Origin of the sequence: Desulfobacca acetoxidans DSM 11109, from assembly GCF_000195295.1 — a bacterium.
GTDB lineage: Bacteria > Desulfobacterota > Desulfobaccia > Desulfobaccales > Desulfobaccaceae > Desulfobacca > Desulfobacca acetoxidans.
Genome location: NC_015388.1, coordinates 1,883,772 through 1,898,161 on the forward strand (window position 1 = coordinate 1,883,772; position 14,390 = coordinate 1,898,161).

At 55.9% G+C, this 14,390-nt stretch carries 15 protein-coding genes; 1 reads left to right on the forward strand and 14 read right to left on the reverse strand.

Going from position 1 to position 14,390, the window contains the following annotated elements:
• Positions 1–59: 59 nt before the first annotated feature.
• The 14 genes from DESAC_RS08340 to DESAC_RS08405 all read right to left on the reverse strand — a co-directional run bounded on the left by DESAC_RS08340 (position 60) and on the right by DESAC_RS08405 (position 12,832).
• Positions 60–1,433 (reverse strand): GAF domain-containing sensor histidine kinase, encoded by a 1,374-nt coding sequence (locus DESAC_RS08340; RefSeq protein WP_013706632.1) that lies wholly within the window; start codon positions 1,431–1,433, stop codon positions 60–62.
• 313 nt (positions 1,434–1,746) lie between these two features.
• The gene (locus tag DESAC_RS16055; RefSeq protein WP_013706633.1) at positions 1,747–1,974 is read right to left on the reverse strand and encodes a hypothetical protein; all 228 of its coding nucleotides are present in this window, start codon (positions 1,972–1,974) and stop codon (positions 1,747–1,749) included.
• A 121-nt stretch (positions 1,975–2,095) separates the two neighbouring features.
• Positions 2,096–2,653, reverse strand: coding sequence for a Fe-S-containing hydro-lyase (locus DESAC_RS08350; RefSeq protein WP_013706634.1), 558 nt, complete (start codon positions 2,651–2,653; stop codon positions 2,096–2,098).
• Between the two features lie 345 nt (positions 2,654–2,998).
• On the reverse strand, positions 2,999–3,838 hold the full coding sequence (locus tag DESAC_RS08355) for a fumarate hydratase (protein WP_013706635.1): 840 nt from the start codon (positions 3,836–3,838) through the stop codon (positions 2,999–3,001).
• Positions 3,839–3,886: 48 nt separating this feature from the next.
• Positions 3,887–6,280 carry a penicillin-binding protein 1A gene (locus DESAC_RS08360; RefSeq protein WP_013706636.1) on the reverse strand — a complete coding sequence of 798 codons (2,394 nt, stop codon included), beginning with the start codon at positions 6,278–6,280 and terminating at the stop codon, positions 3,887–3,889.
• A 126-nt stretch (positions 6,281–6,406) separates the two neighbouring features.
• Positions 6,407–7,324: a methionyl-tRNA formyltransferase gene (locus DESAC_RS08365; protein WP_013706637.1), complete on the reverse strand. Its 918-nt coding sequence runs from the start codon at positions 7,322–7,324 to the stop codon at positions 6,407–6,409.
• A gap of 162 nt (positions 7,325–7,486) precedes the next feature.
• Positions 7,487–7,672: a hypothetical protein gene (locus DESAC_RS08370; RefSeq protein WP_013706638.1), complete on the reverse strand. Its 186-nt coding sequence runs from the start codon at positions 7,670–7,672 to the stop codon at positions 7,487–7,489.
• A gap of 65 nt (positions 7,673–7,737) precedes the next feature.
• Positions 7,738–9,132 carry a glutamate--tRNA ligase gene (gltX, locus tag DESAC_RS08375; protein ID WP_013706639.1) on the reverse strand — a complete coding sequence of 465 codons (1,395 nt, stop codon included), beginning with the start codon at positions 9,130–9,132 and terminating at the stop codon, positions 7,738–7,740.
• A gap of 5 nt (positions 9,133–9,137) precedes the next feature.
• Positions 9,138–10,244, reverse strand: coding sequence for an NAD(P)H-dependent flavin oxidoreductase (locus DESAC_RS08380; RefSeq protein ID WP_013706640.1), 1,107 nt, complete (start codon positions 10,242–10,244; stop codon positions 9,138–9,140).
• A 288-nt stretch (positions 10,245–10,532) separates the two neighbouring features.
• On the reverse strand, positions 10,533–11,165 hold the full coding sequence (locus DESAC_RS08385) for an FMN-dependent NADH-azoreductase (protein WP_013706641.1): 633 nt from the start codon (positions 11,163–11,165) through the stop codon (positions 10,533–10,535).
• Between the two features lies 1 nt (position 11,166).
• A complete protein-coding gene (locus DESAC_RS08390; RefSeq protein WP_013706642.1) occupies positions 11,167–11,736 on the reverse strand; it encodes a flavodoxin family protein in 570 nt (189 codons plus the stop codon).
• Positions 11,737–11,987: 251 nt separating this feature from the next.
• A complete protein-coding gene (locus DESAC_RS08395; RefSeq protein WP_013706643.1) occupies positions 11,988–12,242 on the reverse strand; it encodes a hypothetical protein in 255 nt (84 codons plus the stop codon).
• Positions 12,243–12,369: 127 nt separating this feature from the next.
• On the reverse strand, positions 12,370–12,636 hold the full coding sequence (locus tag DESAC_RS16995; RefSeq protein ID WP_013706644.1) for a type II toxin-antitoxin system RelE family toxin: 267 nt from the start codon (positions 12,634–12,636) through the stop codon (positions 12,370–12,372).
• Entirely contained in the window at positions 12,626–12,832 is a 207-nt protein-coding gene (locus DESAC_RS08405; protein ID WP_013706645.1) for a hypothetical protein, read from the reverse strand. Before DESAC_RS08405 ends, DESAC_RS16995 begins: the two co-directional genes overlap by 11 nt.
• A 418-nt stretch (positions 12,833–13,250) precedes the next feature.
• Between DESAC_RS08405 and DESAC_RS08410 the strand changes: the two genes are divergently transcribed.
• Positions 13,251–14,390 carry a 4Fe-4S dicluster domain-containing protein gene (locus tag DESAC_RS08410; RefSeq protein WP_013706646.1) on the forward strand — a complete coding sequence of 380 codons (1,140 nt, stop codon included), beginning with the start codon at positions 13,251–13,253 and terminating at the stop codon, positions 14,388–14,390.

Genomic DNA, 14,390 nt, shown 5'->3' on the forward strand with positions numbered 1-14,390 from the left:
CTTGTGCGGGATTTGGCGGTATTGCCCGTTCCGGCCTGTGCCGCCGGGGGTGTCGCAATTCAGGATTGTGACAATTCTGCCGTCAGGGGGCCAAGGCCGGCATCCTGATCGCTAAAGACCGGGAGGACGAAGTAGATGTCGTTACCGTCTCCGGTATACTCACAGCCGACCGAACCGCCGTGGGTTTCGACAACGTTGCGCACGAAATAGAGGCCCCGGCCGGTGCCGACCTCACCTTCGACATTGCCTCCCCGGTAGCCTTCCTCAAAGATTCTGCCGATATCTTCCTGGGGAATGCGGGGTCCCGAGGTGAAGACGTTGAAGCGGACGCCGTCTTTTCCCGGGCCGAAAAAATCGGGGATCAGGCGGCGGCCGAAAGAGAGGTATTTCCGCCCGGACGGGGAGGGGCGGCTGTATTTCACGGCATTGGAGAAGAGGTTGGCGTAAACCTGGGAGATCAGACCCTTGTCCACCAGCAGGGTAAAATCCTCTTCGGGGACGCCGCCCAGGCTTTCGTCGATTTCGATATGCCGTTCCTGGAGTTTGGGGAGGTAAAGCTCCAACTGGGGCTGAATAATTTCGCTGCGGACATTGCATTTGCGCTTTCGCAGCACCAGATGGCCGCGCTGAAAATGACTGGGCCGAAAGAGCGATTCAAGAAAGAGGCTGACCCCGTGGTATTGCTTATCGAAAATCTGGCAGTCGCTATCAATCCCCAGGACCAGGGCCCGCACCTGGGCGACAAATTCAGGACAGGAGCGGGCGTCTTCGGAGAGGGTGTTTACCAGGTTGTGCAGGGTCTGGATCTTCTTCTTGACGTGGCGCAGGTAGAGGCTGAGAGAAATATTGGGGACAATAACGTTGTGCTCAATATCGCCTACCAGGCTGTTAATAAAGCGGATATGCTGAATATTCTGGGAGGTGATGATCTTGTTATGCAGGGCGTAGCCCAGGCGGTTGGCGTATTTCTCGAAGAAGAAGGTATCACTGTCGGTCAAGGCATGGGCGGGAAAGATCTCGAGCATGCCGATAACCTGATCTTTGGCGAAGAAAGGCAGGCGGTCCACCAGGAGGCGGTTGCCGCGGACCGGTATGACCCAGGAATCGCCCGCGGCATAGGCGGTATTGGAGAGATGGATTTCCTCCGGGGCCGGAGTCCGGTATGCCCGCAGCCCCTCCAGGCTGTCGCAGACGGCTTCCAGGCACCCGACGCCGCTGCAGGTCAGGAAGAGACGGCTGTCGAGGTCGAAGAACTCTTTGATGACCGCGACGCAGACCCGGAAGAGATTCTCCAGGGTTTCGTATTCCTGCGCCAGATCAAAAAAGGTTTTGATGGCGTCATCCCTTAGGGGGCCAAAATTATACTCCTGATAATTGTTCTTTTTTTCTAGAATACGCTGTCGAATTACCTCAAGGTCAGCAGGGTGGGTCATATTTTTACCTATGGGCTGATGATGAAAACTGCTGAAGCAAGGTCATACGTCATGATAATTTCAGTATACTTGAAAATGGTAAATTTTTTAATAAAAAATGCTAGCTTTACTGGAACCGGGACTGTCTCGTTTTCTCGCTAATGGCCATTACCTGTAGGTCACAGGCGAACCATGAAGATCATTTACCGGTGGCACAGGCTTCCAAGCCTGTGTAGAAACCACTTCCCAACTGCGGCGGGGGGGGTGCCTCGTTTTTTTCGCCCTACAACCCTGCAACACCGGTAGGCTCATCCGATAGAGGCGAATCCTGTCTTCACCCCAAGCCTTGGGCGAATACGAGATTCGCCCCTACAGCCGCTATATATTTTTTGCGGGCGAATACGAGATTCGCCCCTACAGCCGCTATATATTTTTTGCGGGCGAATACGAGATTCGCCCCTACAGCCGCTATATATTTTTTGCGGGCCAACATGAGGTTCGCCCCTACAGCCGCTATATATTTGTTGCGGGCGAACATGAGGTTAGCCCCTATATGTTCCATTTCCCCGCCATAGGTCTTAACATATAGACGGCGGCGGGCTGAAATCCGCCTCGTTTGCGGGTTTGTATCTGGCACTCCGGGGTAAATTGCGGAGGAATCCGGTAAGACGCCGGGGGGATGGTCAGCGGCGCGCATAACGTTTGAGACTTACGTCGTAGAAATCATTCCCCTGACAGTCGTTGATGACGATGGTCGGCAGGTCTTCCACCACCAGACGGCGGATGGCTTCGGGCCCCAGATCTTCGTAGGCAACGATTTCGGCGGCCTTGATAGATTGAGAGATCAGGGCGCCGGCGCCGCCGATAGCGCCGAGATAGACCGCCTTGCAGGCCACCATGGCATCGATAACCTCCTGACTGCGCCTGCCTTTGCCGATCATGGCCTTCAGGCCGAGGCGCAGGAGTTGGGGGGCATAGGGGTCCATGCGGTAGCTGGTAGTGGGGCCGGCGGCGCCGATAACCCGTCCCGGACGCGCCGGGCTGGGCCCGACATAAAACATTACCTGCCCCCGAAGGTCGACCGGCAGAGGCTGGCCCGCCTCCAGCAGGTCGATCAGACGTTTATGGGCTGCGTCCCGAGCCGTGTAAATGACGCCGTTGACGAGGACGTTATCGCCGATCTCCAGGGCTTCGACGTCCTGGTCGGAAAGCGGGGTGGTTAATCGTCTGGTACGAGGCATTGACAGCTCCTTGTATAAAAACAGAATGTATTTGTAGGGTGGGCAATGCCCACTACGCCACTACGCCTCTACGCCTCTGTTTTCATGCTTCGTTGTGTTCTTGAGAACATGTGGACTTGTATAAAAACAGTGAGCCGTGAGCCGTGAGCCGTGAGCAGCAAAAACATTATTGTGAGCAGCCGCCACGATTCTGTTTTCATGCTTCGTTGTGTTCTTGAGAACATGTGAACTTATATGAAAGAAGGTGGTGCAGGCTTTGCAGCCGGCACGCTGATGCACAGGCCAGGAGGCCTATGCCACCAATTATTCTTTCATGCTTCGTGGTGTTTCTCAGAACATGATGATTTATAAGACGACTTCTTTATGCCGGCTGGCGTGGCACTGGATATTGATGGCCAACGGCAGACTGGCGATATGGCAGGGCATAACATTGAAGTGGACGGCCAGGGCCGTGAGGCGTCCCCCGATCCCGGCCGGACCGATGCCCAGGTTATTGATCAGGGTGAGGAATTCATCCTCGAGAGCCGCCAGTTGCGGGTCGGGATTGCGGGTACCGACTTCCCGCAGCAGGGCCTTTTTGGCGAGCAGAGCCGCCTGTTCAAAGGTGCCGCCCAGGCCGATGCCGACCACGAGCGGCGGGCAGGCGTTGGCCCCGGCCTCGCTGATGGTTTGGGCGATTTTTTCTTTGATGCCGGCCAGTCCGGCCGCCGGCCGCAGCATGTGCACCCGGCTCATATTCTCACTGCCGCCGCCTTTGGGAACCACGGTAAGTTTGAGACGGTCACCGGGAACGATTGAGACGTAGATGACCGCCGGGGTATTGTCGCCGGTATTCTTTCGGGTGAGTGGGTGACAGAGGGATTTGCGCAGGTAGCCTTCCTGATATCCCTGGCGCACCCCTTCCTGAATGGCCTCGTTGAGGTTGCCCCCTATCAGATGCACTTCCTGCCCCAGTTCGACGAAGACCACTACCAGACCGCAGTCCTGGCAGATGGGAATCAGTTCCTCCCGGGCAATGCGGGCGTTTTCCAACAGCAGCCGAAAGACCTCCTGCCCGGCGGGGGATTCCTCTTCCCGCAGACCCCGCTCGAAGGCCTGTACCATGTCCTGGCCGAGCAGATAATTGGCGTCCATGGCCGCCTGTTTTACGGCCGCAGTAACCTCTTTAACGTTAATTTCTCTCATGATGCCGTCCATTCCGGGGAAGAATTAGTTTTTACGCAAAGGCTGGGATTATTCGCCCAGATCCTTTTTAAAGAAGTTCGGATTGATTGCCGGTCGGGGTCGAACGGCGGCTTGGGCTTCCTCATCCGGGTTATCGTACTCTTCCTCCTCCGCCTCGTCGTCCGAGGCTTCGTCATCCACCCCCCGGTCCCGACCGGAGGCGAAAAGGGTGGCCGGCAGACTGGGAAACTCTTCCAGCGGCTGGTTTTTCAGGGCCTCCTGCATAAACCTGATGAATATAGGAGCGGCGGCCTGGGAGCCGGTCTCCTTGGCACCCAGGGAGCGCTCATCATCCATCCCCACCCAGACGCCGGCGGTGACGGAGGGAGTAAAGCCGATGAACCAGGCGTCCCGAGTATTGTTGGTGGTGCCGGTCTTGCCGCCGATCGGCCGTCTCAGGGCTAGAACTTTCTGACCTGTACCCCGCGTCACGACGCCGACCAACAGTTCCGTCATGATCTGGGCGGTGCGTTGGCTTATGGCCGGGCGTGAATGTGGCTCCGCTTCTTCGAGGATCCGGCCGTCCCGGTCCTCCAGGCGTTCGATCAGGATAGGGGCGGCCAACTGTCCCTGGTTGGGGAAGACGGAATAGGCCCGGGTAAGTTCAAACAGGCTAACCTCGGAGGCCCCCAGGGCCGAAGAGTAATTGGGATAAATCTGGGTGGTGAGCCCCATGGCCTTGGCCAGGTTGATGACCGGCGGCAGACCGACGCTCATCAGCAGGCGGACGGTGGGAATATTGCGGGAGCGGGCCAGAGCGGTGGCCAGACTGATGGGGCCGCTATAACGATTATCATAGTTTTTGGGGGTCCACAGTTCGCCCCGTCGGCCTCCCGGCAGGGAGATGGGTTCGTCCAGGAGCGTGGAACCGGGCCCATAGCCTTTTTCCACCGCAGTAGCATAAATGATGGGTTTGAAGGCCGAACCCGGCTGCCGCTTGGCCTGGGTGGCGCGGTTGAAGACGCTGTCCCGATAGTCTTTCCCGCCCATGATGACCCGCACCTTGCCGGTGTGATTTTCGACGTACACCAGGGCCCCCTGTGCCGTGGGGTCGGGGTCCACGCTGACCAACCACTTCTGGCGGCCGCTGGCTTTCTGCTGCAGGCGCACCTGAATGACGTCGCCTAGACGCAGCCGGGAGACAATATTACTCGCCTCGGAAACCTTCATCCCAGGTGCCGGGGCCGGGTTCTGGACCAGAAAGCCGTATTCGTTACCGAAGCGGACGACCAGGCAGTTTCGCCCTTTCTCAGGCTGAACCACGACGGCGGTCTGCAACTGTCCCTTCAGGGGGGGGTGTTTCTGTTGATATTTAACCTGCTGCAGACAGAAAGAATCAATCTCTTTGGCCGATAAGCGTTTTAAGGGGCCGCGGAACCCATGACGGCGGTAGAGGTCTTTAAGACCTTGGTTAACCGCCTCCTGAGCAGCGCGATGCAGTTCGATATCCGCCGCGGTGTAAACCCGGAACCCGGCTTTATAGAGTGGGTCCCGGCCGTATCGTTCCTCCAGGAGTTGGCGCACATATTCAGTGTAATAGCCCACGTAATCAAAACCTGGCTGGCGGGAGGTCTTGAAAGTCAAGGCCTGGTTGAGGGCCGCCTGGGCCTCGGCCGGTTCAACAAAACCTTCCTCCACCATGCGATTAAGAACATAGGTCTGACGTTCCTTGGCGCGCAGGGGATTATTGGTCGGGGCGTAGCGGGTCGGGGCCTTGGGGAGTCCGGCCAGCATGGCGGCTTCGGCCAGATTAAGGTCCTCGACGTGCTTGCCGAAGTATTCCAGCGCCGCCGCCTCCACGCCATAGGCGCCGTTGCCTAAATAAATATGGTTCAGATAGAGGTACAGGACCTCTTCCTTGGTGAGATAATTATCGATCCGGTAGGCCAGGATGGCCTCGCGCAGCTTGCGGGAGAAGCTCTTCTCGGAACTTAACAGGATGCTCTTGACCACCTGTTGGGTGATGGTGCTGCCTCCCTGGACAATTTCGCCGGCCTTGACGTTTTCGATAAAGGCCCGCACGATGCCTAGAAAATCAACCCCGGTATGCTCGAAAAAACGGGCGTCCTCGGCGGCCAGAAAAGCCAGGATGAGATGCTGCGGCAACCGGGTATAGGGGACAATGATGCGTTTTTCCATGAAATACTCGCCCATAAGCTGGCCGTCCCGGGCATAGATCCGGGTAATCAGATTGGGGCGGAAATCTTTCAAAGAGGTGTAATCAGGGAGGTCGCGACTGAAATGGTAATAAATATAATAAGATATACCCCCAGCCGCCACCAGGCCGACGAGGAAAAGAATCAAAAATAATCTTGAGAGCAGTCGCCCCAGTGACCAACGCCGCTCCGGCGGGGGCGGCTTTTTGGTCCTGGCGGTCTGGCGTGATTTCTTATACGTGGGCATGAAATACACTTTTCCGATGAGGTTTCTTGCTATGACAGGGCAAATAACGGCATGTCACCGGGAACGCCACTAAGGGCCGCCATTCTTTGCCCCCGTCGGCCGGATCGTTGAGTCCGGCCTCACCTGTCAGGTCCCGAATCTTTCCCCTACCCGAGGATCTTGGGATTGGATAAATTCCTCGGCCTTTACCTTGCCCAGGTCTTTGGCGCGCAGACGGGCGATTATGACAGCGCCGCCTTTTACCGCCACTTTGAGACCCTTCGGGGTAACCTCAAGAATCTCGCCGGGGAGGGCGTCATGATCCTGGGGTGCGTACGAGGCATTGAAAAATTTTACTGTTTCCCCTCGAAAGGTGGTAGTGGCGCCGGGTTGGGGATCGCAGCCGCGTATGAAATTATAGACTGCGCGGCCCGGTTGGTCCCAATTCAAGCCGGCCACCCGCTCGTCGCAGGGAGGTTCATAGGTAGCCAGGGAGTGATCCTGGGGAATTCGCGGGGCTTTGCCGGCAGCAATCAGATCTACCGCCTCTGCCAGGGCCTCCACCCCCAAGGGGTAGAGCTTGTTGAAATAGACCGCACCCGTAGTTTCATCAGGGCCGAGGTCCACTTCTTTCTGCAACAGGATATCGCCGGTATCGATGCCTTCATCCACCCAGAAAATGGTCAGTCCGGTTTGGCTGTCGCCGTGGATCACGGCCCAATTAATAGCCGAGGCACCCCGGTGTCTGGGCAGGATGGAGGGGTGATAACAGATGCTGCCGAGACGCGGCAGGGCCAGTACCCGGCCCGGCACTATATCGGTGACGAAGGCCAGCACCGCCAGGTCCGGAGCCAGCTTTTTCATCTGTTCGTAGGCCTCCGGGTCTTTCATCCGCCTGGGCTGAAACACCGGCACCCCTGCCGCAACCGCTGCTTCCTTCAGGGGGTCGGGCTTGCCCTTGGGCGAATCCGGAGGGCAAAAAACGCCGACAATGCCATAACGGGGGTTCAATACTTTGAACACGTCCGCGCCAAAAGCCGCCTGACCGAGCAGTGCGATACGCATAATACCCTCCTTTTAGATGTAGGAAAAAGGGAAGAGGGATTAGTAAAAACCGGCATCAAAATTCTTCCCTGGTTCCCGATAATTGCCATTAAATCATTTCCCTTGGCCTTTCCTCGCCTTCTTTTACTTTTTTCCCGAATCCCTCTTCCCTCTTCCCTGCTTTTAATGGTGCTCCTCATGGCTTGGCTTAGGTTCCAGGGTACCGGCATATAGTGCTACTGCGGTCGCAACCAACACCGAGCCGACAGTGATGATCCAATTGAGATTCAGAAATGCCAGGACAAACAGGCAAAAAACTACGATTACCAACAGGGCTTGTTTACTCCGATAATTTTCCGATGTGCTCATGTGCTATCGCCTCCGTATCTTCTATCTTCCGGTTATTGGGGAAATGGGTGCCTACCTTTGATATTTCAGGGGCACGCCGCTACTGCTGTCCGGAGCCGCCGGAGGACCTCCGGCCAACCGAGGATTTCAATGATCTCAAACAATCCGGGGCTGGCGGTCCGGCCGGTGAGGGCCAGCCGGACGGCTTGGGCAATCTCTTTGATCTTCAGTCCCGCTTCCTCCTGCATATTTTTGAAAAACTGGTGCAGCGCCTCTTCGTTCGGAACCGGTTCCGCCTGCCAACGGGCGATGATCTCCCGGAGGACTGGTTTGATCCGGGGCGTCAAGAACTTCCTGGCGCCTTTATCTTCATAGGGCCGGGGATCCTCGAAGTAAAAGCGCGCCTGAGCGGCCATGTCCACCAGGGTGTGCGCCCGGGGCTGCAGGGTGCGGGCCACGTTAGCAAGCGTTGCCAGGTCATCAACCCTGATATCGATCTTAGACAGAAATTCCTGGAGTTGGGGGGCCAGCGCCGCCGCAGTGGCCTGACGCAGGTAGTGGCCGTTGAGCCAGGCAAGTTTCTCGGTATCGAAGATGCCGGGCGCTTTCCCTACGTGATCCAGGGAGAAGGAGCGGATCAACTCTTCCCGGCTGAAAATTTCCTGGTCGCCGTGGGACCAGCCCAGGCGTGCCAGGAAATTTACCATAGTATCGGGCAGATAGCCCATATCCCGATAGGCCAGCACCGACAGGGCGCCGTGGCGTTTGGAGAGCTTGGCGCGGTCGGGACCCAGGATCATGGGGATGTGAGCGAATTGGGGCAGAGGAGCGCCTAAGGCCTGGTAGATGAGAATCTGCCGGGGGGTGTTGGAGATGTGATCGTCACCCCGGATAACGTGGGTGATATTCATGGTGAGATCATCTACGACAACGGCGAAGTTATAGGTCGGGACGCCGTCGGCCCGGACCAGCACCAGATCGTCCAGTTCGGCGTTGTCAAAAGCAATGGCCCCTTTGGTGAGGTCGTCCCAGTGGGTGATGCCGTCAGTGGGGCTGCGGAAACGCACTGCGGTATCCGACCCGGCTTTGAGGCCCAGGTCCCGACAGTGGCCGTCATAGCGCGGTTTCTCTCCGCGGGCCAAAGCCGCCTGCCGTCGCTGTTCCAGCTCTTCCTTGGGGCAGTTGCAGTAATAGGCCGCCCCGCGGGCAATTAATTCCTGGGTGTAAAATCGGTAGGTTTCCAGGCGTTCGGTCTGGCGATAGGGGCCTTCATCCCAATCCAGGCCCAGCCAGGTTAGACCGGCGATGATATCGTCTTCATAGATTTTCTGGGATCGCTCCACGTCGGTGTCTTCGATCCGCAGGATAAAGGTACCGTTGTAATGCCGGGCAAAGAGCCAATTAAACAGCGCCGTGCGCGCTCCCCCCAGATGCAGGAAGCCAGTGGGGCTGGGCGAAAACCGGGTGCGCAGGGAAGCCATGAGGTTCAGTCCTTCTTGGGTGGATTTAACCCGATCAGTTCGTCCATCAGCTCGTCCACCGAGAGAATCTGGTCAACCAGGTATCCCCGTTGGCCGATGGTGTAAATCGGCTTTTCTCTGTCGGTGAAACCGTGGGCGCTGAGCAGCACGTTGCAGATGCAAAAACTATCGTAGGAATCCTTGGCCGAACAGACGGTAAAATGGCCTTCTTGATCTTTGCGGAGCACAAACCCGCGATTGCATTTCGGCGGCCGGTCTTTGTGCAGCGCTATTTGATAGCCGGGAGAGGTTTTAATCAATCGGAAAGGCAGGCCGCAGGGAGACCCTGGATTTTTGGGCACAATAATGTCTTCTCTCCTGCAGTCAATGATAGCCTGCTTGAAATCAGCCGAGGCGCCGCTTTCGTGAGTGGCCGCAAACCTGGTGCCCAACTGCACGCCATCGGCGCCGAACTCATTCACCCACTTGAGGATATCGTCATGATAGTAAACCCCGCCGGCTACAATCACCGGAAAATCGCCGTGTTTCTGGGCGAATTCTTTCACCGGGCCGAAAAGATTCTCCAGTCGGAAGGCGTCCTTGGAAACGTCGGCATGCGAGAATCCAAGATGCCCGCCAGCCAACGGCCCTTCCAGCACCACGGCATCCGGAATACGGTCGTATCTTTCGGTCCACCTCCGGTGAATTATTCTCAGGGCTTTAGCCGAGGAGACAATAGGAATCAAGGCCACGTCAGCACTGGCAACGTTCTCCGGCAGGTTGGTAGGCAGGCCGGCGCCTAAAATCAGGGCATCCACGCCTCCGGCAATGGCTCCCAGGATAGAATCAGTGAATGACTGGTATAACGCAACCATGATGTTAATGGCAATAAACCCGCCATTCTCTTTGGCTTCGGCAACTTCAATGGCCGCGGCTTGATAGGAATCGACTTTCCTGCCTATTCTTTTGCTTACTAAAGTTGCCAGACCGGCGCTGGATATGGTGCCGACACCGCCTCTCTGAGCCACTGCCCGAGCTAAGGGGGCGAGGGATATACCAATGCCCATGCCGCCCTGTATTAAGATAACGTTTCGATCAGCGCCAGCGATCGGTATGGTTGGTAGATTTTTCATTATGCCTCTTTGGACGTATTATATTGCACTCTAGCACCGGAACCGAACGGGTAATACTACCGGCATAAACCGGGGTAAGGTTCATGATATCCAACTTCTGAAGAGAAAGGAACAGGCAATGAACCGCATTCTGCAAGTTATTAAATTTTCATTATAGCATTTTTTCCGGCCAAATCATACAAAGTTTTGATACATGCAAATAATCTCGGTTAATGAGGTAATCCCCAATCAAGATTCATGCCGGCGGAAAAACCAGGGTTACCAAAGAAACTATTGCCGGCGGATACGTCAAAAGCTTTCGGCCATCTTCCGAGCCTGCTCTATTGCTGACTGCCGCCGTGACCTAGCTACCTCTGGCCCCTGGGCGAGGGTTGGTTCGATAATCACGCGCCGAATTTCTTTAAACCCGATGAACCGTAAGATGAACTCCAGATAGGGCCTCTGAAAATCCATGGCCCCGGCGGGGCTGTCGATTGGATACTCCCCGCCCCGGGCATAGGTGATGAAGATAGGTTTGCCGGTGACCAGTCCCTGATAGCCGCTCTCCGGAGAATATGAGAAGGTGTAGCCCGGTTGTAGGATAATATCCAGATACTGTTTTAGCCGATAGGGAATGCCAAAATTCCACATGGCCGTAGCCAGCACGTATTTATCGGCCGCCTTGAATTGGTTGATCCATTCCTCCACCACTTTCCAGGCCTCGGCTTCGGTTTGGGAATGCGGTCGATCATGGAGGATGTTGTATTTGGCCTGAAGGCGCAGGCCGTCGAACGGGGGCAGGTCTAGAGCAAAGAGATCGAGCGGGACGACTTCGACGGCCTGGTGGTACTGCCGGTAGGCGTCGATAAAAGCCTCAGCCACAGCCAGGGAATGGGAACGGCTGCCGCGCGGAGAGGCCTTGAGAAAGAGAATATTTTTCATGTCAGTCTCTCAACTTTTTCGCCAACCAGGCGATATTGGCCGCCAGATTTTTGATGGTTTGCACGCCCTCGGTATCATTCATGGCCTCGCCTTGATTCAGACCGTAGGCGATGGGCCAGTAGGTAGCGCCGGGAACGATCATTCCCATAATGGAGAAGAAGAACAGCAATTGGGCATAGGTGAAGTTCACGCCGGCCCGGCGGGCTACTATAATAGGGGTGCCGACCTTGCGGTGGAAATGATTGTCGCCGTGGCGGGCGACGTATCCGGCCCGGTCCAAGAGGGCCATGAGATTGGGCGTGGCCGAACCGAAGTAGACCGGCGAGCCCACCAGCAGGGCGTCAGCGGCCTGCATCTTCGGAAATATCTCCTGGAAGTCATCCTCCTGGGCGCAACGGTTCTTCTCTTTTTTACACGACATGCAGGCCAGGCAGGGGTGAATTTTTTTGTTATGCAAAGAGATGAATTCGGTCTCAAAGCCCTCGTTGGCAAGCAATTCAAGGGCCAGGTTCAAGAGCTGCCAGGTGTTCCCCTCCTTGCGGGGTGACCCGGAAATAGCTACTGCTTTCATGATGTCTTCCTTAGCTACTGAGCCTTGTGCGGATTGAGGTTGACTGCGCCACCAACTACCCATCTCAGGATGACCGAGGCGTCAACCACGTAACTTTTCATTTCATGGTTCTGCTGATCAGCTGCTTACCGATGGACAGCATCTTCGAGAAGAAAAACTACCTTTGGAAATCTCCGTGTTTATGAGTGAATTATGAATTATGACAATTATATAGAATATACAGTGATATTGCTTTCGATCAAGGCAATTCCTTACTCGGCTTCGCTTTCCCAGTCGAACCCCGCCGCATAGGCCTCGTCAAACTTTTGCAGGATATCCTCTGCCAGCAGCCTGTCAGCCTCCTCTACCCAGATAGCTCCCCAACCCTCCTGGGCCACAAAAAGCCCGTCATACGCAGTATCCTCGAAGGTACGCAGAAAGAAATCCACCCCCAGGCGCTCCAGGGCGGCGGCCAGGAGTTCGCCCTCAAACCGGTTCTGGATCGTTCGCAGCTTCAGGTAACCCATAGCCCACCGTGCCCAGAGACTTGAGATCTGGTTTAGGGTATATCTGGTTCGTCATTATGGCCCCTTGAGGGTCTCTCTAAATCGAGCCTTCATCTCATGTCTGCTGGGAGACTCATCTCTCATAATTTTAATGGCCTTTGTAGACATTACCCCTTGGCCATATCTCGTATACCGTCACGGTCCTTTGTGTCTCGTCTACCTCATAGAGGATACGCCAGCCCCCTACTTGATATCTGTAATGTCCGGGAAAACCTTTGAATTTCTTAATATTCGGGTTCCTCTTGGGGTCTGCCTCCAGATGAATAAAACATCTATCAAGTCCGGCTTGGAGCTTGCCCGGGACCTTGTCATAGACTTTCTGAGCCGTTTTGGTGAGCTTGACTTCATATGGCATTTTTCCTGATATCCCTCCACCTCACCACTTCGCCCCTGGCTATCTCCTCCTTGCCCCTGGTTATGGCTTTCATCTCACCCTCGGTAGGCTCTACCTCCTCAGGTTCCCGGATATATCTGGCATATTCCAGGACAGCCTCCAGGGAGTCCTCAGGGAGGGTATCCAGAACTTTATTAATTTCTTCCCGGATATTCATTGTTCTGCTCCTCTTTCTATCTCTGAAATGCCGTCTTTAGGGACATGCTTTACTATGTTTACTCTAAATCCTGAGGTTCTTTATCAAAAAAGGCCTGGAGATTTTTCTCTGAGAGATACCAACGCTTGCCCTGCTTTTTTCCCGTTATCCGGCTCTGCTTTATCATGTCCCGGACGGATATTCATCCCGGTCTTTGCGTGAATAACCTCTTCAATGTCTCCAGACTCCCGGAGGTTTTCTAGTCTAACCACTTCGGTGAAAAAATCCTTGCCTTTTTTACCTTTTTAACTTAGTGTGTTTTTAAACCGATATACAATCATATCATCAAACCACGTTCAGCAAACTGTTTTTATCAGTCACGATTTGAGGCCGAGCGGCTGTTGGGGAATGCCTCGGCTTAGGGAGGAGCAGGCGTCTCATGTCCACTCCCCGTCTCCAGGTTGGAGAGGAAGCAGTCATATCGGCTGCAGTTCTTCCGATTCTGATCGATGTTATAGTGCAAGAGGGTTTCCAGCCGGTGGGTCCCACGGTTCAGGACGGTTATCTGGTTCTGGATGCGCTGTCTGGGACCGCCGATCTTCCCCAGGGTTGGACCACCGATGCCGATGCCGGGGCGTTCCGGCTGACTCGCCGGGACGATCAGGCCTATTTCGGTTTTAACCTGGGCCAGGAGTCCTGGAAAAAATATCTCTATCCACCCTCTGTGCCCCTTTTCCGAACTGAACGGCAGGAGAGCGGACTCAGGTTTCAGTATCTTCCTGAGGAAGTCCCGTCCTATGCCTTTATCGGCGTCAGGGCCTGCGAGTTGGCCGCCCTGGCAATTCATGACCGCATCTTTCTTCAGGGTCCGTACTCCGATCCGGTTTACGCCGCTCGGCGGCAGTCCCTCTTCATTGTGGCGATCAATTGTACGGAGTCCGACGCCGCCTGTTTCTGTGCCTCCTTGGGGACCGGTCCAGGGGCCGCGGCTGGTTTCGACCTGGCCCTGACGGAAATCAGCTGCGGTTCGGACGGCGCCTTTCTGGTGACCGTGGGAACCCCGCGCGGAGCCGAGGTGATTTTGAAGTTGCCCTGGCAACCGGCTACCGGCGCGCAACAGGAACGGGCGAGGGAACTCATCCGCCAGGCGGCCCACAGCCAGAAACGAAACCTGTCTACCGATGACTTGCCCGGATTGTTGTATAACAATTATAATCACCCGCATTGGGATGAAGTGGCTGCTCGCTGCCTCAGTTGCGGCAACTGCACCTTGGTCTGCCCCACCTGTTTCTGCCATCGGATTGAGGATAAAAGCGATCTGGATGGCCGGGCGGCTGAACGCTGGCGCCACTGGGACGCCTGTCACACTCTCCAGTTCGCTTATATCCACGGCGGCAGTCTGCGGAACTCTCCCAAGTCGCGCTACCGGCAGTGGCTGACTCATAAACTGGCCGCCTGGTTCGACCAATTCGGCTCCCTCGGCTGCGTCGGCTGCGGCCGCTGCCTGGTCTGGTGCCCGGTGGGCATTGATCTTACGGCGGAAGTTCAAGCTATCCGGGTAAATCCCACACAGGAGTAA